Source organism: Pseudoalteromonas sp. CST2 (assembly GCF_028599385.1).
Taxonomy (GTDB): Bacteria; Pseudomonadota; Gammaproteobacteria; order Enterobacterales; family Alteromonadaceae; genus Pseudoalteromonas; species Pseudoalteromonas atlantica.
Genome location: NZ_JAQREO010000003.1, coordinates 311,908 through 331,351 on the forward strand (window position 1 = coordinate 311,908; position 19,444 = coordinate 331,351).

The 19,444-nt window shown below is 38.5% G+C and carries 23 protein-coding genes; 1 reads left to right on the forward strand and 22 read right to left on the reverse strand.

Features of this window, described 5'->3' with window-relative positions:
* Positions 1–43: 43 nt before the first annotated feature.
* The 20 genes from PSH41_RS06210 to dapA all read right to left on the reverse strand — a co-directional run bounded on the left by PSH41_RS06210 (position 44) and on the right by dapA (position 17,207).
* Positions 44–1,273 carry a beta-ketoacyl-ACP synthase gene (locus PSH41_RS06210; RefSeq protein WP_029772006.1) on the reverse strand — a complete coding sequence of 410 codons (1,230 nt, stop codon included), beginning with the start codon at positions 1,271–1,273 and terminating at the stop codon, positions 44–46.
* Positions 1,273–1,998 (reverse strand): 3-oxoacyl-ACP reductase FabG, encoded by a 726-nt coding sequence (gene fabG / locus PSH41_RS06215; protein ID WP_029772005.1) that lies wholly within the window; start codon positions 1,996–1,998, stop codon positions 1,273–1,275. Before fabG ends, PSH41_RS06210 begins: the two co-directional genes overlap by 1 nt.
* On the reverse strand, positions 1,995–2,450 hold the full coding sequence (locus PSH41_RS06220; RefSeq protein WP_138577288.1) for an ApeP family dehydratase: 456 nt from the start codon (positions 2,448–2,450) through the stop codon (positions 1,995–1,997). The genes fabG and PSH41_RS06220 overlap by 4 nt, the downstream gene beginning before the upstream one ends.
* The gene (locus tag PSH41_RS06225; protein WP_273588469.1) at positions 2,443–3,612 is read right to left on the reverse strand and encodes a beta-ketoacyl-ACP synthase; all 1,170 of its coding nucleotides are present in this window, start codon (positions 3,610–3,612) and stop codon (positions 2,443–2,445) included. Before PSH41_RS06225 ends, PSH41_RS06220 begins: the two co-directional genes overlap by 8 nt.
* Positions 3,612–4,199, reverse strand: coding sequence for a DUF3261 domain-containing protein (locus PSH41_RS06230; protein WP_273588468.1), 588 nt, complete (start codon positions 4,197–4,199; stop codon positions 3,612–3,614). Before PSH41_RS06230 ends, PSH41_RS06225 begins: the two co-directional genes overlap by 1 nt.
* Positions 4,187–5,425, reverse strand: coding sequence for an NAD(P)/FAD-dependent oxidoreductase (locus tag PSH41_RS06235; protein WP_273588467.1), 1,239 nt, complete (start codon positions 5,423–5,425; stop codon positions 4,187–4,189). The genes PSH41_RS06230 and PSH41_RS06235 overlap by 13 nt, the downstream gene beginning before the upstream one ends.
* 4 nt (positions 5,426–5,429) lie before the next feature.
* Positions 5,430–7,676 carry a transporter gene (locus PSH41_RS06240; RefSeq protein WP_273588466.1) on the reverse strand — a complete coding sequence of 749 codons (2,247 nt, stop codon included), beginning with the start codon at positions 7,674–7,676 and terminating at the stop codon, positions 5,430–5,432.
* Positions 7,677–7,705: 29 nt separating this feature from the next.
* A complete protein-coding gene (locus tag PSH41_RS06245; protein ID WP_273588465.1) occupies positions 7,706–8,227 on the reverse strand; it encodes an outer membrane lipoprotein carrier protein LolA in 522 nt (173 codons plus the stop codon).
* 14 nt (positions 8,228–8,241) lie between these two features.
* Positions 8,242–8,670: an acyl-CoA thioesterase gene (locus PSH41_RS06250; RefSeq protein WP_064387201.1), complete on the reverse strand. Its 429-nt coding sequence runs from the start codon at positions 8,668–8,670 to the stop codon at positions 8,242–8,244.
* Positions 8,663–10,207, reverse strand: a complete 1,545-nt coding sequence (locus PSH41_RS06255; protein ID WP_273588464.1) for an HAL/PAL/TAL family ammonia-lyase — start codon at positions 10,205–10,207, stop codon at positions 8,663–8,665. Before PSH41_RS06255 ends, PSH41_RS06250 begins: the two co-directional genes overlap by 8 nt.
* Before the next feature lies 1 nt (position 10,208).
* Positions 10,209–11,168: an LpxL/LpxP family acyltransferase gene (locus PSH41_RS06260; RefSeq protein WP_273588463.1), complete on the reverse strand. Its 960-nt coding sequence runs from the start codon at positions 11,166–11,168 to the stop codon at positions 10,209–10,211.
* Entirely contained in the window at positions 11,158–11,907 is a 750-nt protein-coding gene (locus PSH41_RS06265; RefSeq protein ID WP_273588462.1) for a glycosyltransferase family 2 protein, read from the reverse strand. The genes PSH41_RS06260 and PSH41_RS06265 overlap by 11 nt, the downstream gene beginning before the upstream one ends.
* A complete protein-coding gene (locus PSH41_RS06270) occupies positions 11,900–12,265 on the reverse strand; it encodes an ApeI family dehydratase (protein WP_273588461.1) in 366 nt (121 codons plus the stop codon). Before PSH41_RS06270 ends, PSH41_RS06265 begins: the two co-directional genes overlap by 8 nt.
* The gene (locus tag PSH41_RS06275; protein ID WP_273605086.1) at positions 12,249–13,613 is read right to left on the reverse strand and encodes an AMP-binding protein; all 1,365 of its coding nucleotides are present in this window, start codon (positions 13,611–13,613) and stop codon (positions 12,249–12,251) included. Before PSH41_RS06275 ends, PSH41_RS06270 begins: the two co-directional genes overlap by 17 nt.
* The gene (locus PSH41_RS06280; RefSeq protein WP_236695087.1) at positions 13,606–14,010 is read right to left on the reverse strand and encodes a hypothetical protein; all 405 of its coding nucleotides are present in this window, start codon (positions 14,008–14,010) and stop codon (positions 13,606–13,608) included. The genes PSH41_RS06275 and PSH41_RS06280 overlap by 8 nt, the downstream gene beginning before the upstream one ends.
* A gap of 164 nt (positions 14,011–14,174) precedes the next feature.
* A complete protein-coding gene (locus PSH41_RS06285; RefSeq protein ID WP_273588459.1) occupies positions 14,175–14,420 on the reverse strand; it encodes an acyl carrier protein in 246 nt (81 codons plus the stop codon).
* Positions 14,421–14,442: 22 nt separating this feature from the next.
* Positions 14,443–14,700 (reverse strand): phosphopantetheine-binding protein, encoded by a 258-nt coding sequence (locus tag PSH41_RS06290; RefSeq protein WP_004586478.1) that lies wholly within the window; start codon positions 14,698–14,700, stop codon positions 14,443–14,445.
* Entirely contained in the window at positions 14,697–15,482 is a 786-nt protein-coding gene (locus PSH41_RS06295) for a lysophospholipid acyltransferase family protein (RefSeq protein ID WP_273588458.1), read from the reverse strand. Before PSH41_RS06295 ends, PSH41_RS06290 begins: the two co-directional genes overlap by 4 nt.
* A complete protein-coding gene (locus PSH41_RS06300; RefSeq protein WP_095206597.1) occupies positions 15,475–16,170 on the reverse strand; it encodes a beta-ketoacyl synthase chain length factor in 696 nt (231 codons plus the stop codon). Before PSH41_RS06300 ends, PSH41_RS06295 begins: the two co-directional genes overlap by 8 nt.
* A 119-nt stretch (positions 16,171–16,289) precedes the next feature.
* Positions 16,290–17,207: a 4-hydroxy-tetrahydrodipicolinate synthase gene (dapA, locus tag PSH41_RS06305; protein WP_029771987.1), complete on the reverse strand. Its 918-nt coding sequence runs from the start codon at positions 17,205–17,207 to the stop codon at positions 16,290–16,292.
* Positions 17,208–17,379: 172 nt separating this feature from the next.
* On the opposite strand from dapA, the gene PSH41_RS06310 reads away from it, so the two are divergent.
* On the forward strand, positions 17,380–18,033 hold the full coding sequence (locus tag PSH41_RS06310; RefSeq protein WP_064387197.1) for a DUF6058 family natural product biosynthesis protein: 654 nt from the start codon (positions 17,380–17,382) through the stop codon (positions 18,031–18,033).
* 112 nt (positions 18,034–18,145) lie between these two features.
* Here the strand turns inward: PSH41_RS06310 and PSH41_RS06315 are convergent, their stop codons facing one another.
* Both PSH41_RS06315 and dkgB read right to left on the reverse strand, forming a co-directional pair.
* Entirely contained in the window at positions 18,146–18,433 is a 288-nt protein-coding gene (locus tag PSH41_RS06315; protein ID WP_273588457.1) for a putative quinol monooxygenase, read from the reverse strand.
* A 65-nt stretch (positions 18,434–18,498) separates the two neighbouring features.
* Positions 18,499–19,314: a 2,5-didehydrogluconate reductase DkgB gene (gene dkgB, locus PSH41_RS06320; protein WP_004586484.1), complete on the reverse strand. Its 816-nt coding sequence runs from the start codon at positions 19,312–19,314 to the stop codon at positions 18,499–18,501.
* Positions 19,315–19,444: the final 130 nt, after the last annotated feature.

Consider the following 19,444-nt stretch of genomic DNA (forward strand, 5'->3'; position numbering starts at 1 on the left):
CAAAAATGAGTCAACAGTTAGTGATTAGTGTTTATAAACTTGATTAATCTTGCTTATACCGTTTAAAAATAAGAGATGTATTAATCCCACCAAATGCAAAGTTATTACTCATGACATAATCGGTGTTAATTTCTCGCCCTTGTGTCTTAATATAATCAAGCTCAGCGCAATCATTATCTATATCGGTTAAATTTATTGTAGGTGCAAACCAATTATCGCTCATCATATTAATAGTAGCCCATGCTTCTATTGCACCACACGCCCCTAAAGTATGCCCTAAATAGCTTTTTAAAGAACTAATAGGTTTAACTCCCAGCGCATTAAAAGTAGCATGAGACTCAGCAATATCACCTCTATCGGTTGAGGTACCATGCGCATTGACATAACCTACTTTATCAGGTGATAAATTGGCATCTTGCAATGCCATTTCAATAGCTATTTGCATGGTATCTGAAGATGGTTGAGTAACATGTTGTCCATCAGAGTTACAGCCAAAACCGACAACCTCAGCCAATATATTTGCCCCTCTAGCTTTAGCATGCTCATACTCTTCAAGTATTAAAGTACCGGCACCTTCTCCTATAACCAAGCCATCACGGCTTTTATCAAATGGGCGAGGCGTATTTTTAGGGGTGTCATTTTTAATACTTGTAGCATACAGCGTATCAAATACAGCTGCTTCGGTAATACAAAGCTCTTCTGCCCCCCCTGCTACCATTACTTTTTGACGACCAAACTTAATTGCCTCATAGGCGTAGCCAATACCCTGCGAGCCAGACGTACATGCCGAACTTGTGGTGATCACTCGTCCTTTTAAGCCAAAAAAAACGCCTACATTTACTGGCGCTGTATGTGCCATCATTTGAATATAGCTTGTAGCTGTGACTCCAGACATTGAGCCACTTTCCAACATATTTGCAAATGCGAGAAGCGGCGGTGTTGAGCCGGTGGATGAGCCATATGCTACACCGGTAGAGCCATCTGTAAGACTTTTATGTTCAAGTAAATCAGCTTGCTCAAGCGCACGCTCAGTTGCACGTGTGGACATAAGTGCCACTCGCCCCATTGAGCGTATTTGCTTACGTTTATAATGGTTAGGTTTTTCAAAATGGGTGACAGGGGCAGCTAAGCGTGTATTAAGCCCATCAGCTTTATCCCATTCACGCATTGTTACAACTGCATTTTCACCTTTAATCAAGGCGCTTTTAAATTCATCCCAATCATCGCCCAATGCGGTTATAACCGACATCCCTGTAACAACAACACGTTTCATTAAACCATCCCGCCGTTAACCGAAATAACTTGGCGAGTGATGTAAGCAGCATCATCAGACATTAAAAACGCAACTGTACCAGCCACTTCGTTCACTGTTCCCATACGTTTAAGTGGAATCATTTTCATCATTTCAGCAACCGGAAGCTCATCCGTCATTGCTGTTTCAATTAAACCAGGCGCTACACAATTTACAGTAATTTTTCGCTTAGCTAGTTCCAGCGATAGGGCTTTGGTAGCGCCAATAATACCTGCTTTCGCTGCGCTGTAATTTACTTGCCCTCTGTTGCCCGCAATACCCGACACTGAAGCCATAGTAATAATGCGCCCACCTTTACGAGTTTGTACCATGGGCATAACTGTTGGGTGCACAACATTATAAAAGCCATCTAACCCAGTTCTAATTACGCTATCCCAATCATCGCCCTGCATTGCCGGAAAAGCCATATCGTTGGTAATGCCCGCATTACACACCACACCATAGTAAGCACCATTGTTTGTAATATCTTGCTCAATTTGTTGCTTTGCCGCTGCTCTATCGCATACGTCAAATTGTAGTAGTGTAGTGCTTTGTCCAAGTGCGTGTATTTCTGCACATGTTTGCTGAGCTTGCTCTAAACCAGTTCTGCAATGAACAGTAATGTCATAGCCTTGAGCTGCAAGTTTAAGTGCAATAGCCTTACCTATACCCCGGCTAGAGCCGGTCACTAAAATTCTTTTATTCATTGGTTTTCTCTTATAAATTCCAGCGGTTCTTCTGGCTGAAATACATTTATTTTTGCATCACACAGTATTTTTTTATTTTCACTTATTTGGCATTCAAACACACTTAAACCAGATTCTTCTTGGTAAAGCTTGTGAACATAAATAGTTAAGGTGCTGTTTTTATAAAACATAGCCTGATGTGTTTTATATTTTCGCGTGCCGATCAAAAAGCCAATTTTAACCGCTTCATTAATATCGTTAGCTAATGCTCCAGCATAGGCAGCTATAGACTGGGCCATATATTCAACACCGATATAACTTGGCACTCCCTCAATTTGCTCATTATAAAAAGGGCTTTGGGGTGTAATAGTCACAGAGCAGGTTGCACTTTCATCGCTGTATTCAACTAACTGATCTATTAAGATCATAGGAGCATCGTGGGGTACAACCTGCTCTATAGAATAATTATTCATTATGAGTACCTAAAATCAAACTAGCATTATTACCACCAAACGCAAATGAGTTAGATAGACAGTAATTTAATTTAACCGTGCTAGCTTGCTCAATAACGTTAACATCTGCCAGCTTATTTCTGTGTGTGCATTTATTAAAAGGCAAAGTAATATTTCCTCTCCCTCTGAGCAACAGCCAACAAATACCTGCTTCAATTGCACCAGCTGCACCTAAAGTGTGCCCAGTTAAGTACTTACTGGAGCTCAGCGGTGTATTGTTGCCAAACACACTATTAATTGCAAGGGCTTCCATTTCGTCATTTTTAATTGTCGCTGTGCCGTGTGCATTTATATAGTCAATATCACTAGGTAATAAGTCAGCAACGGCCAGAGCTGCTTTCATTGCCGATTTTGCACCATTACCGCTAGGGTCTGGCGCCGAAATGTGATGAGCATCAGAGCTTTCACCACCACCTAAAAACATGACGCCATTTTCTAACGGTGCTTCTTTACTCATGACAAATAACGCAGCACCCTCACCAATATTAATACCATCTCTGTCATCGCAAAAAGGCTTACACATTCCAGTGCTCATTGATGCCAAGGCATTAAATCCATTAATGGTAAGTTTGCAAAGGCTGTCTACGCCACCACAAATTACAACGTCTGCTAAGTCAGCAGTTATTAAAGCTTTTGCGCTAATGAGAGCTTTAGCACTTGAGGTACATGCCGTTGAAATACTATAACAAGGACCTAACGCCCCTACTTTTTCGGCTATGTAATGCGAAGGAGTAGCAAGTTCTTGATCAGCATATAAAAAGTCACTTGGCCACACACCTGAACTGTCGTGTTCAGCTCGAGCTTGTTCGCCATCATGCACCCCAGATGTACTTGTACCTACCACAACAGCAATTCGTGATTTATCAATATGTGAAAAACGCTTAAGTGTTGGGGATATTTGCTCAAGGGCTATATCAATTAGCGTATCAATACGGTGCTTTTGATTTAGAGGAACGCAGTCCACGTGCCCAATATAAAATGGCAAACCCTCTGTGCTTAAATCTTTTGTCTTTAAAAGCTGTGGGGCTTCATTATTTTGTAAGTTATTTAGGCTAACAATTGTATCTTCAACGCCTTTGCCCATTGCACTTACAATGCCTAAATCATTTAACCAAAAAGTCACTAGTTTACCTTCTCAAATGTAATTTGATAATGTCGCTCACTATTATTTAGTACTGTTTTATTATCGCTATAATTTATTGTAATAATCGAGCGGTTATTTTTTACTACACGCCTTTGTGTGGCTATCTGCTTTATAATCGCCCCAGATATTTTCTTATTAAGAAATAATACAGGCCAATGCACTAAGGCAATATCTGCCAATATATAAGCTGGGTCTAAATCAACACCGACTATCATTTTAGTAACATTAGGTGGTTGGTTATTTAGTTTCTCAAGCTTTAAAATAGGTAAACCTTGTGTAGTCATTAACAATAAGTTGATAGTACCCTGCTTGTTTATTTCTAATTGTGCTAATAATGTATGCTCTTTCTCATTGTTTTGAATATATAAAACATGCTGCCAATTTTGATCAAACATTTGTACAGGCACATGCGAAATATCAAGTGTAGTGGCTGCAGAAATATCAACACGCTCACTGCTTTTATATGTGCTACTACATGCTGTTATGCAAACACACACTAAAGCTATAAAAGTACATTTTAAAAAGTGTCTGGTATGAGCCTCAATAACTGGGATTAATTTTGACATAGCTGCGCTAATACATTTAAACGACGCTCACTTTGAGCAACAAATGGATTATTTTTATCCCATGCGTAACCCGCTAAAATAGCACTGATCATTTCACGAACCTGCGAGTTTTGTTCTGAATAAAAAATAACGTCTTGAAATCGGGTATCGTACCAACCTTTAACAAAGGTTTTAAAACAATCAACTCCTGCCTGCAATGGCTCGGCGTAACATTCCTCAAAATCAATCACTTCTCCATTTAAATAATCATCAATAAGGGGGGCAATTAAGTGTGCAGACTTTAAAGCAATAGTCACCCCAGATGAAAACACCGGATCTAAAAATTCACCCGCATTGCCTAGTAAAGCAAAATGTTTTCCATGTAGCGTACATACATTAGCAGAGTAACCACTAATGCTACGCGCCTGTGTTATAGGTACGCGATTAGCTAAAAGTTTTTTTAAGTAAGGGTCTTGCTCTATAAACTGTTTTAAGGTGTCAGCTTCACTACTCTCATTAAAGCGTGTTTGCTTTGCCACAACCCCAATGCTGGACGTGCCATCACTAAAGGGGATGAGCCAATACCAAACATCATTAAATTTAGGGTGAACGGTTATTAAAATTTTATTTCTATCAAACAGCTCGTCAGTAATGCCATCATTAAAGTGACTGAAATAAGCACTACGCACAGGAAAAGTAGAAGGTTTTTCTAAATTTAAAAGTTTTGGTAAAACTCGGCCGAAACCACTCGCATCAAGTACAAACTTAGCCCTTACATCATACGTTTGATTTTTATTATTTTGCACTTGCAGCGTCGCACTAGCAGCTTCATCAGTAAAACCAATAACACTATGCTGATAGCGAATTTCAACGCCTTGAAGCTGCGCTCTATCAGCAATCAGCTTATCAAAATCAGCCCGTTTAACTTGAAAAGTAGTACCCGGGCCTAGGCTAAATTTTTCAGTAAAATTTATAGCTGTATTTTGGCCATTACGATGAAACGCAGCACCATCTTTAAATTGAAAGCCAAGCTCATCTGCATGTTCATGTATTGTGTTAACTAGCCCAGCATCCGCTAAATATTCCATACATTGAGGTAATAAGCTTTCGCCAATTGAAAAACGAGGAAATACTTGTTGCTCTAGCACCAGCACTTTCCAGCCTTTTTGTACTAATAAGCTACTTACAAGTGCACCTGAAGGCCCTGCTCCTATAACCACAACATCATACTGCTCAAGGTTGTTCAAATTATTATTCCTTTTGAGACTTTAATACACTTAATGGAGATAAAATATATACGGCTAAAATCCCTACCATAACAGTAAGGCCAAAACTAAAAATGGCGGGGGTATCTGAAAAGGCGAGCATACCAAATACACACATCGAAGAGGCGGCCGACAAGCTAATGGCCAATACATTTACCGCCGCTAAGTTGTTAATTTGGTAAAACACTAAATAATCTATTGCTAGGCCAATAATGAGTAAGCCACCTAACAGATTAAAAATTGAGATACTTCCTTGCGCTGCATTACATACCCAAAGCATAGTCAACAGGCTGGCACTTAATGTTATCACCTGCACAGTGCCAATCCGAAGGCCAAATTTATAGCTAAATAAAACAAAGCAAATAACAATGGCCACACCCAATGTAAGCAATAAATACTGGCTGTAGTTTTCTAGTAGGCTACTGATTTGCTTAGGCTTGTTATATATAAATGCATCTTCATAAGCATTAACGCTAGAAGTTAACGCGTGCGTGGATATTCCCGATACAGAAAACCAAGTAACAGCCTTATTAGGCTCAACAAACATTTGTGCATTTAAAAGCGCTGAAAAATGACTATTTGCTAAAGCGTCGTAACTCAAAAGTTCTGTGTTAGCTGACTCAACTTTTATCCCTGTATATTTTTCAGTGATAATTAACACATCGTTTTTAACAGCCCCGTTAAAGAGCGCTAAATTATTTTTTTGCGTGCGCTTACTAGGTAGCCAACGCTTAATAGCATTGTGTTTAAGATGTGGGTTAATACGCTTTAAATCATCTATTAGTTGCTCTTGCTTTTGCAGTAGTTGTTCAGCATTTGATGCAAATAAAAATACAATGTGGGCATCTAACTGTCCCAATAAAGTTAAATGCTTTTGCTCATTAAGTATTAGTTGCTGTGGGCTTGCATTTAGTAAACGTACATCGTTGTTAAATGAAACCGGTTTAAGGTAAAACAAAAACATTAACACCAGCCCCAATACGAGTAAAACCGATTGCTTACAACGGTTAAAGCGCACCATTAAACCTAATAACTGCTGACTTTTAATCAAACTTCGCTCAGAGAGTACAAGCTTAGATTGCCAGATAGGTAATATAATTAATGTGAATAACCAGGCGCTAGCAAGCCCAGCAATTACAAACACTGCTACTTGCGATAAAAGTGAAATTGGCGCACCTAATAAACAGCTATAGCCGAGGCCTGTTGTAATAAAAGATAAAAGCAAAGCTGTTTTTGTGCCTTTACTTAACCCACTACTTTGGTAAAAACTGTTGCCATACGCTAAATCAGTCATCGCATGAAATGCATAATCAATAGCTATACCAATTAGGGTTACAGCAAAAACTAGTGTTAACAAATGAATCGAATTAAACACAAATACCATGGCCGTAGCACCACCAGCCAGTGCACTAAGTACGGTTAAGCTTGCAAGCAAAATGCTACTGACTTGCCTAAATACCCAAAACACCATTAAAAGTAATGCGATTACACTAAGTCCACCAAATAAGCTCATTTCATACTTAGCTTGCTGAGCGTTTTCAGCTGTATGAAAAAGAGCACCTGAATAGCGAATAGTGGTCTGTGGGTACGTATCATTTAAACTTTCAAGCTTATTTTTAATGCTGTTCGCAAGCTTAATAGACTCATCAATTGGGAGGCTATTGTTAGGAATGGTAGCCAATATAACAGCATAATCAGTATGCTTTAAACGGCGCGTTAACCGCTCATTTCTTAAAGAGAATAACTGACTTTGTTTTAAATTATCACCTATAAATGCAGCAAGACTTAAACTAATATCGGCTTTTAGGGTGGCACTTACAAAAGGGTTTCCTAATTGATTTAATTGAGTAAGGTAAGATGACTCAAACTGTGCTTTATCAACCATACTATTTTTATAATTTTCGCTGAGCAGCGCATGTTGATACGCAGAGAACACTGAAGATAACTGCTCAATGCTTGGCAGTTCAAAGCTATTTTTTATATCACGTTTTAACAGCCATGATTTAAGCTCGTCATGTGCTAAGTTTTTACCATCACCAGTAAATGAAAACATAATACGGTTTGCATTTTTTTTAAAAAAGACCTCTTCGCCGTACGCCAATTGAGAATGTGATTTTGGTAATAAACTAAACATATCAGCATTTAATACAGGCTTAGTGATATACAAAGCAGCACAAAGTAAAACAGCTAAAAAACCAAACCATGTAATAAGTACACTAATACGTTTAATCACATCACTTTTCCGAAGGTTACTTACACTTATTAATTATTAGGTGTATTTGCATAAGAAAACTCTATTACTGTGTTGCTACCCGAGTGCTCATTTAAGGTTATACTTTGTACACGCTGGTTATTTTCACAAAGAATAAAATGGCTAAACAGCTGTTTTAATAGCGTATCTTTTGGCTTTAATAATAAACAGCCTGTTTGATTTGTTACATCAAACCGCGCATATAAGGCTTTCATATCTAATGCGAGTAAGTCAGTTAATAAGCCTACAAACTGCTCGCTGCCAGGCTGAGGAGTAAGTTCACCCTCTTTATTTTTCACAAATACTTGGCCATTCTCGATTAGTAATGTACTTTGCACTGGTGTTTTTACATACCAAAGCAGCTTTTCCCCTTCAAGTGTAAACTCCCCTTTAGAGATGAATGGTTTAGAGAAGCCGGCAAAATGCTTTAATTGCTTAAATTCACCCGAAACTGTCGTAGCAGCTAATAAACTGGCACTAAAAAAAACAAAATAAAGACAACTTACAAACACACAATTTTTAAAATAATTCATAGTATCATCCAATATTAGCTAAGTACTTTTGCAAGCTTATCAACTATCACCGCTGGTGAGGCAAACTGCATTTCTTTAGTCGATATCTCAACAGCAACTTGAGTAGTAGTCGCTTTAGTAATACGCTTATTCGTTATGGCATCTGTAATTACATAATCAATTTTTAATCGGTTTTCGAACTCTTTTAAATGCGCGGTCACTTTAATTTTTTGGGTAAATATGGCGGATGCCACGTACTTAATTTGCATATCCACTATTGGCCACGCATAACCCGACTCCATCATTTGAGGATAGTCGTAATCAAATAATCGCAGTAACTCACAGCGAGCCACCTCTAAGTAGCGAGGGTAATTACCATGCCATACAACATTCATCGGATCGCAGTCATGAAATGGAATTTCAATTTCCACTTCATGAGTTAGCAAAGCGCCTTTACTATTCATATAAAGCCCAACGTTTTTCTTGAATATAACTAATGGTTTGTCTAAGTACCGCTTCCATTGGCCTATCTTCAGTTAGGTTTTCGAAATAATGAGTTATGTCAGTATACATCGCTTGCATATCTGCAGTTAAACTTGAAAATTCGAGTTCGCCTTGTTTAATACGCAGCCTCACCCCTTGAATACTTGCTAGTAACGTACTTGCAATAACCTGCTCTGTAAGCTGTAAAATACGCAAACAATCACGTGAGGCAATAGTCCCCATACTTACTTTATCTTGATTATGGCACTCAGTAGAGCGAGAAAATACACTTGCAGGCATCGTTAACTTAAGTGCTTCAGCAGTATAAGCACTGGCGCCTATTTGCACGGCTTTAAAGCCATGATTTATGTAACGACGTTCAGCCTCACTGTCTGATAAATTTGATGGTAATCCATTATTAAATTTAGTATCGACCAATGAAGCGATTTGCCTGTCAGCTAAATCTGCCAGATTTGCAATCGCCGTTTTCATACTATCCATTGCCATTGCAATGTGGCCGCCATAAAAATGGCCACCATGAAGTACATGCTCACCCTCGCCATCAATAATAGGGTTATCGTTTGCAGAATTAAGCTCGTTTTCTATCATCAGCCTGAAAAATGGCAAACTATCTTGCAATACACCAATAACATGCGGTGCACAGCGAATAGAGTACCTATCTTGCAGTCTATCAGCGTTACGAGGATGGTCATGATGGTTTAAATCATCTCGTATCCATTTAGCAACTTGTTGCTGCCCAGGATGAGGCTTAACAGAGAATAAAATTTCATCAAAATGATGACTATTACCTTTGAGAGCAAGGCTAGACAATGCAGTAATCCTACTTGCAAGTTTTGCTAAATAATTAGCTCTATCAAACGCTAAACAAGCCAGTGCGGTCATCACAGCTGTACCATTCATAACTGCAAGCCCCTCTTTTGGGCGAAGCGTTAAAGGCTTTAAACCAGCCGCTTGCATTACCTGGGCGCTGTTAAGTATTTTATCTTTGTAAAAAACATCACGTTCACCAACCATAGCACCTGCTACATACGACAGTGGGGTTAAATCACCGCTAGCGCCTACCGAACCTTCTTGAGGAATAACAGGTACTATATCAAGGTTTAAATAGTCTTTGAGAAGATTAAGCATTTCCCAGCTTACGCCAGAATAGCCTTGTGAAAGTGATGCTAAGCGAGTAGCTAAAATTGCACGCCCTTGTACTTTATTAAACACATCGCCTAGTCCACAACCATGAAAGCGCGTTAAATGTAATGGCAGCTCATCAACTAAGTTAAGTGGCACAGGAACCGTGACTGAGTCACCATAGCCTGTAGTTACCCCATAAATCACACCATCTTCTTTGAGTAGAGAGTCTAAAAAGCTAAGCGCGCTATCAATCTTTGCGCTAAATTGCTCGCAGCCACTTAATTGCACCTGAGTATTTTGATGTGCAATATTAACAATATCTTCAATAGAAAGTTGTTGGTTTCCAAAAAGCTGTACTTCCTGAGCTGACACTCTACTTCTCCTTTGCATTGCTGCGTTCTACTTGCTGATCGTTTTGCCAAAAATCATAAAAATTAAACCACTGATAAGGATACCGCGCGGCATAAAAGCCTAAACGCGCAGAAAAATCTGTAATTACAGTGGTTAATAGACCTTGCCTTTGTGAGCGGGGTATTTTTAATGTTTGGCTATAATGTTCAAAAATCACATGATACTTTTTTGTTTTGTTATCTTTTAAGCAAAATAAAAAGTAAACGGGGCAATCTAATAATGCAGCTAATATAAAAGGCCCTTGAGAAAAAGATGCTGGCTTACCTAAAAACTCAACACGTGTTGATCGCTCACCCGTTGTAGCGCTTGTTCTATCACCAACAATAACGACTATTTCACCCTGCTCTACTTTATCTTTTAATAAAATAGCTAGATCAGGCCCCATATCGCTCACTTGAATTAAGTTAACCGACACCGCGGGGTTAATTTTTTTAAGCATTTTATTAAATTCAACAGCGTGATGAGTAAATACAAGCACATTAATTTTTTTACTGCTGCGATGCAGGCTCAGTGCTCTACATACCTCAAGGTTACCCAAGTGAGAGCCAATAAAAATGGCCCCTTGCTGTTGCTCATTTAAATCAATAAACAGCTGTTCATTAGTATATTGGATATCCTTTTTTGAAATTCGACCGAGCCAACCATCAATTTTATCAAGGGCACTATCGGCAAAACTACAAAAATGCATAAGCTGTTGTTTAAAAGTTACTTTACGCTCAACATTATTGTAATTATTAACTTGGACTAAAAACTGCTTAGAAGCCGCGCGTGCAACTTTACCGGTAATAAACAAATAGCAAACAACCGGGAACAAAATAACCCACAGCCCTTTACGACCAAGTACTTTATGGGCAAATAGTAATATTTGTATACCTAAAAAGTTACCTCGCTCTTGCATTTTAGACCAATGTTTAACGGCCATAACGTCTCTTATATTTATGCCATAGTAAAACAGGTGAACGAAGAAGCATGCCAAAAAATAAACGCGTATGTAACCACGAAATACGCACATTATCTTGGAGTGGCTGGAAGTGTGACAAGCCATTTTCTGGGTAAATAACCTGGCTTGGTAAAAAAACAAATGGAACGTTGCGCCAATATAACCTAACCAGTATTTCTGGATCAAAGTCCATACGCTTACCGAGATTAACCTCACTTATAAGCTTATTAGTCACATTTAAAGGGTAGACTCTAAAACCACACATTGAGTCCACAATTTTAAAGCTGAGCGTTTCTATCCATACCCACACATGGGTTAAATAACGTGCTAAGTAACGGTGCTTAGGAACCGATTCATCATACACTGGGCAACAACTAATTAATGCCTGTGGGTGTGTGTTTGAAAGCTCAATCAACTTTTTGATATCTGATAAATTATGTTGCCCATCTGCATCTACTTGTATTGCATGGCTATAACCTTGCTCATACGCGCAGCGCAAACCTGTTTGTACCGCACCGCCTTTGCCTTCATTTTGCTCATGCGATATAAGAGTGAGGTGGGCATATTTTTTCTCAAGAGTAGCAAAAAGAGATTTTGCCTGCACACTACTGGCATCATCAACCATTATTATTGGCAGCGTATACTCAGTTAACGCTGCAAGTACTTCATCTATAACACTTACATGATTAAAATTAGGTATAACAATACAAAAATTATTCATCTGTATCACTTTTAAACACTATACGCCCAGAGGCGTGTTGGCCTTTATCTGATTGATACGAAAAGCCATACTTACCGCCAGGCTTTTCTTCAACAGTTAATTTAATTGTTAGACCAGGGGTAATAACAACCTGAAACTTAAGCACTTCAATATCTTTTACTTCACGTGTAACATTAAAGTATTTTCGCATGGCATTTACGGCCCAATCGAGCTGCACTACACCTGCTAAAATAGGGCCCTGACTAAAGTGACCTTTAAAATAATCTAAACTTGGCGGTATAAAAAGCGTTAGGCAATGACTCTGCGTTGACGATACACAGTTAACAAGTTCAGGCTTTGTGTTAATCAGCTTTGACAAAAAGAGACTCCAATACTTTTAAATTTATTTTAGCTTGCGTGTTGTAGGGTAATTGATTTAGAAAACGCCATTTTTTAGGCGTGCAGATCCCTTCAAAACGATTCAATGTATGTGTTTTTAAAAGCGTATTAGTCGCTAACTTTCCATTTGTATTTAAATATGCTTGTCCTTTCTGTGTAAGCACTATAACAGCGCCTAATACTAAACGTTTCCCATTTAGCATTATTACTTTAGCTTCCTGTACCCACTCACTTTTGCATAAATGTAGCTCTAGTTCGTCAAGGCTTAAGCGTTTTTCTTCAAGCTTTATAATACGGTCAAAACGACCTAGTAATTCAAATTGGCCATTTTGAAATAATGTACCTCGGTCATCTAATAAATAGTTTGTTTGCTCAACTAAAGGCGAATTCAACACTAATCGTTGTTCAGAGGTACTGTGTAATGTGATCCCTAAAAATAGTTGCCAATGACTAACGTTCTCTAAAGACACAACCTGACGATATGCAATTCCGCCAGTTTCGGTGCTGCCAAATACTTGAGTAATGGGTTTATTTAGCTGTTTATTTAAAGTGACAGCGTCTTCATTTTGAAGCGGCCCACCAGATGAAAAAATCCACTGTAAATGTGACTTTTCTTCTATTAAAACGTTATCTTGATGCAGCCGCTTTAGCTGTGCCGGACTGGATATAAACACGGCCTGTGTAATTGTTTTAAGTTTAGTAGCAATATGCTCGGGGTAGTTAAGCAAGTCTGTATCAATTATGTGGTTATTGCTAAGCGGCCATAACACTCTAAATAACAAACCGTAAATATGCTGATGCGAAACACTGGCAATAAATACAGGGTTACGTTTTAAAGCAAACGTACTGTTGAGCGTTTTTACCTCTTTATTAAGCACACGCCACGATTTAAAAATAGGCTTAGCTTGACCTGAAGAGCCAGAAGTATAAAAAACAAGGTTACCTTCACTCGGCCAAGCAATTTTATTGAACGGTGTGTAGTTAGGTGTCGTTGTTAAATTACCAATATTATCAAATGGCGTAGTCGCATGCTCGACCAAATCACTATCGCCCAAATAGTAAGGGGTTTGCTCTAAAAGCGCATTGAGTGTTTCGCTTTGACCATTAGGCGGTAAAATTATAGTCCAGCCTTTATGCGCCAATGCAAAAAGGTTTACAGCAAAATCATAGCTACTACTGTTGAAAAGCACTGCCGATGCTTTAGTAGGCGATTGCGGAATTTTAGCCAAAACTTGATTAATATCATTAACAAATTGACGCTCAGATAACGCTGAGCCATTATGATTAAATCGAATATTTATGCTTGCGTTATCTAAAGTATTAAACACCTGCATTCCTTTTTACTTTTTTCCTTACTAACCACTCTACTGCAAATAAAACACCCATAATAATGTATGCAATAAAACCGTTATAAAATGCCCACACATCAAGACTTGTAAACACACTAGTGTATAACGCTATACTGGCGTTAAAAACAAAAAAAACGCACCATATTTTAGTTACATTTTTAGTGTACGAAATGGCTCTTTTATCAAGCTTTGGCTCAGTGATACGCGCAAACGTTTCTATGATACTTGGACCTTTATAAAGCGAGTAAGCAAAAACAAAAAACATAACAGTATTTACAATAACCGGATAAAGCCGAATACCAAAATCACTGCCCATCGTTTTAGATAAGCCAATAGCTAAAATTCCAAGTAATGAGGCTGGCTTTATCCATGGCATTTTAGCTAATAAAGGCTTGCTTAACCAAAGCCTTATTATTAACAGTGTTAATAAAATCACAGTGATTAAATAACTGTTGAAACGTGTCAGCCCTATATAAACAATGAAAGGGTAACAGGTTAAAAAAATCATTATTAACGCTGTTAAAAATGCCTTAAACATGCTTATTTAACGAGCTTTTCTATTGCAGATACAACATCTTGCACAGTGCGAACTTGTTTAAATGCGTCAGGCTCAATTTTCTTACCTGTAATTTCACGTAACTTAACAACTAAATCTACAGCGTCAATACTGTCTAAGTCTAAATCTTCGTACAGGTTAGCTTCTAAAGAGATATCTTCAGCATCTATTTCAAATTCATTTTCTAAAATGCCGTGTAATACATCATAAATTTCAGCAGCGGTTTTCATTATTATTCCTAGTGTGTGTTAATTAAGTACGTGATTGTTCTATAAATTGCGCTAAAGAGTTAACACTCGCAAAATGCGCTTTAGTTTGTTCTGAATTTGCATCAATTTTTACGTCAAATTCTTTTTTGATAGCAAGCCCGAGCTCTAGCGCATCAATGCTATCTAGCCCTAAACCATCTACAAATAAAGGCTCGTCGTCTTTTATATCGGCAGTGGTCATATCTTCAAGATCTAGGCTCGAAATAATCAATTGTTTAATTTGTTGTTTTAATTCACTCATATATAGCTAAGCTCTTTTGTAAAGTATTGTTGTAAGCCTTTCGTAAGCTGGCGGGACTGTATTGCTGGTACGTCGCTTGTATAAATAATATCGCTTTTGAAAGAATGTGGTGCTAGTTGCATAGAAAAATGCGCTTGGTATGGGGCTACTTTGTACCAAGGCGTCCCTTTAGTTAACGTATAAGGTTTCATTTTAATCAATACGGTGGTTATAGGGGCATGACATCTAAGGGCTATATTTGCAGCCCCTCTTTTAAATTTAAGCGAATTATGAGGTACTGAACGTGTTCCCTCAGGAAAAACAATTAAGTTATTCCCTCTTTTTAGTGTTTGCTCGCATTCTTTTAATAATTCTTGCGGGTCTTCATTGCTTATATAACCTGTACTTTTTATCACACCACGCATAAAAGGGTTTTTAAAAAGGTGTGCTTTTACAACGCAATCAACATTTTTAATAACCGATATAAGTACCACAACATCAATAAGTGATGGGTGATTAGCCAAAACAAGCTCGCCTTTCAAATTAGCTAAATGGGCTTTATCTTTAATATGAAAACGGATAGCGCCAGTATAATGCATTAAAGCGACAAAAAATTTAAAGCTATAATGCACTACCGTACGCGCATCTTCTTTTTGCTTTACAGGACAGCGTTGAAATAAACGTTGAACGGGGAATAGTAGTAAGGCTAAAAATAGCCCACCTAAACCAAATACACTAAAACAAAGGCCAGTGGCTATAATGCGCCAAACAAGGCCTATTACTCTTATTATTGTATTAAGCATAGTGTGTTAACAACCAACCATTAGCACTGGCGCTTTGTTTGTTAAACATTGCTTTAGCAAGCTCTAAACTTAAAGGAGTAGTTGTTTGTTCGCTATTGTTAGTGGCTTGTTTAGTTAAACTAAAATGAGCTTCTTTTTCTGTAGCTAAACGTATAACTAACGCAATAGAATGTGTTATTTGTGCCTCATCAACAAATGTTGTGTACGGCTCTGGGAGTGACTCATCTGTATGCACAAGTAATATATGTGGTTGTTTATACTCAACCAACTTTATATATGCTTCAATCAAAGCGCAAGCAAAGCTATCCTTACCCGCTGCGATAGCGTTCATAGGTTGGGTGTTACCGCTAATAATGCTATACATACCAATCGCAGCGTTGTGCACACTTAAACCAAAGCCTGTCGGAGATAGAGGTTGTTTCTCACCAAGCTCTCCTAATAAATTAGCTGTTTTATGGAAATCGCCATGGCGTGATGAAAAAATAACAGGCATGTTTTCATACCCTTTATCATTTGTAACCTGGTGCGCTGTATGTAAAACCATTTTTACAAATGGTGTCATTCTTCTGCGCTGCATTGCAGGTACCCAACTTAATGTAATTGGTGATGAGTCGTACCAATTTTCAGAGGGGCTTTGTCGCTGTTCAGGCTTAATCCATGTAGCGAGTTGTTCAACAACAAATTTCACAAATAAACGTTATTTAGTAAGTAAGGGGGCGAGAATTTTACCGATATTAGCAATAAAAGTAAAATATTCATTAAATAAATGCCAGCACTTACTAACTGTTCAGCGCTGGCTCATATAACCTAAGAAAGCAAAGCAATATCACTTTGTTTTATACACTTAGCTTTATTGCCCACAATATCATCAACGTTAAGCGCGTTTATTAAGGCCTCGCCTTGTGCTTGTTGCTCATCGCTCAGTGGCACATACGGTAATCTAAATACGGGATTTACCGCGCCTGTCATCATCATTGCGGTGTTTATTGCAATCGGGTTTGGCTCGCAGAATAGCCAGTTCATTAAAGGTTGTAATGAGGTATTTAACGCATCATTTTTAGTATCCATTAACTGGCGGAACAACCCTGGTATAAGATTAGATGTGACCGATATAACACCGTGTGCATTGTGCGTGTGACGTGCATCGTGTGCTTCGTCATCGTTACCTGACCAACACGCAATGCCTTGCTGTTCGTAATGGGCAATACGCTCGTTACCACCACATTCTTTTACACCAATTAAATTAGGGTGTTTTGCTAATGGCTCAATAATATCAGGGGTTAAATCTTGCCCTGTTCGCCCTGCTACGTTGTAAATAAACGCAGGGCCTATATCCAGTACACGTTTAAAGTGCTCGTTAACACCAGCAATAGAAGTGCGGCCATAATATGGGTTAATTTGCAGCGCGGCATGCATACCACTTGCAAAGCCATACTTAGTGGCTTTAATAGCTTCGCGGGTATTATTGCTCCCCGTATTCCCTACAATCACCAGCTTATCGCCATATTTATTTGCACTGTGCGCGATAAGCATTAAATGCTCTTCCCAGTTCATTAGCTGGCCTTCGCCGGTTGTACCACCAACCACAATGCCATCTACACCCGCTGCAATTTGTATTTCAACGAGTTCATCGTACTTTGCTAAATCTATTTCACCATTGGCTAAGTATGGGGTTTTAATGGCGGTAATTAAGCTTGCTTGTTTAATTTGTTCTAGGGTGCGCATAAAAATTCATTATTTATAAAACTTGCGCTATTTGTAACATACTTGCACGCATTTTTGCAGGCCTAAGCGAATAATAAACGTAAAATGGCTTGTGTTATTTAGTTTGATAATACAAAATATAAACACTGTACATTTAAACAGTATTTATATTTTTAACTTTAAGCGAGCCATTATGCGTTTATCTGACTACTTAGCCACTCATTTTTATAACACCGATGAGCTTTGCCATGCTTTAAATATTGATGCCGAGCAACTAGATACATGGCAGCAGCAAAGTATTTTTCCTAAACCAAGTTATTGTATAAAAAGCCAATTAAGTTGCAGCTCGTACTCTGGTTTGTATGAATGTGAAGAGTACGATGACTATTACCCGCGCGGCTGTGTAAATTGGGGGCAAGGGCTAATAAAACAAAAAATTGAATCCTCTAGTAATGCCTTTAATTACTTTGCGCAGCAGTACACGGCAAGCCTGAGTAAACTTGCTCAGCAAGGCTTTAGTTTTAATGAAGAATTATTTGGCTGCGAAATAGACGAGCATTTACAGCAAGTGTGGCAACAGTTTTTATGCAGCAAATACGGCGTACTGACACAAAACGGTTTAATTGACGAAATAGTATGTGTGGATATAGGCCGCTTGCTGGTAGACGATATTACTGAATTGCGCACTAAAGGGAGTTTAAACCAACAAGAGCGTACGCAGCTTCACCCCGCGATGAAGTTACTCAATAAAGCATTAGGCCACGGCGCCGATCACGAAAAACAACACACATTACGTGCCCGTTACATAGATGCACTTATTTTAAAGTACGATTTATCGATTAAATAAAAGGCTGAGGTTTTAATACGAGGTGGGTATTTAAAAGACTAAGTAACGCAAATGGCGATGTATGCTTACGTCGCCCCTGTATTTTACTCATTAACTAATAAGAGTGCTTTTACTAGCCGATGGTGTCGTACACATCAATATTACTGCTTGTTACAAGCCCGGTAACTTGGGTACCAAATGCTTTGTAGTGAGGCTCTTGTTTATGAGCTTCAAAGTGTTCTTGCGACGCCCACTGCTCACTTACAAGGTACTCGGTATTGTCTGAGTCTCGTTTAACCGACAACTCGTAACGCAAACAACCCACTTCTTGACGTGAATACTTTTGCAGATTTTCGAGCGCAGTTAAAACAACCTCTGCGTCGATATTTTTGCTCGCTATAGTGGCAATTACCGTTAACATACGGAGTCCTTTTAAAAAAATAAAGGTGCAGCTTTGCTACACCTAATGTTGTTTTGCGTATTTTATTACTGATCCCACTGCGGCGCAAAATCAGGCGTTGCTTGGCGGTCGCCACAATCAAGTCCGTCAATACGAGCAATGTCTTCAGCATCTAATTTAACATGGTCATTAAAGTTATCTTCTAAGTTTTTACGCTTAGTTGACGATGGAATAGTGGTCATGCCGTTGGCATTAATCCATGCAATAACTACTTGCGCTGGCGATGCCTCATGCTTATTAGCAATATCAATAATAGTTTGATCTTTTAGTACTTTACCAACTACAAATGGCATATACGCTGTAACGTGAATGTCGTGCTGGGCACAAAAAGCGCGTAGCTTAGTATTGGTTAAATACGGATGCACCTCAACTTGGTTAGTAAATATTTCTCGCGAATCAAGTGTTTGCATTGCTTCGTTTAAGTTGGCAATAGTAAAATTAGATACGCCAATATGTTTTGTTAAACCAAGCTGCTTAGCTTTTAAAAGCTCTGTTAGGTACTCACTCATTGGTTCATCATTTGAAGGCGCAGGCCAATGAATAAGCAGTAGATCGACAGAGTCTACTTGTAATTTCTCAAGTGACTTTTCAACGCTGGCAATAAAGTCAGTTTTGTTAAGCTTGTTGTTCCACACTTTGGTGGTTAAAAATATTTCGCTGCGCGGAATATTACTATCTTTTATGGCTTGGCCTACTTGCTCTTCGTTACCATAAATTTGCGCAGTATCAATATGACGAAACCCCACTTCTAACGCCATTTTTACTGAATTGTAGGCGGTATCGCCTTCTAAACGGAATGTTCCCATGCCTAAATCTGGCATTTCTATTACACGTTGTGTCATGGCTTTGTCCTTATAAAATAATCGGTTAAAAATACAAACTGTTTAAAGTTTTACGAAATACACCTTTTACTTCTTTTGTGTTGTCACCTAAAAATTATGACCTCAATACAGGTAATGAGGTCATAAATTT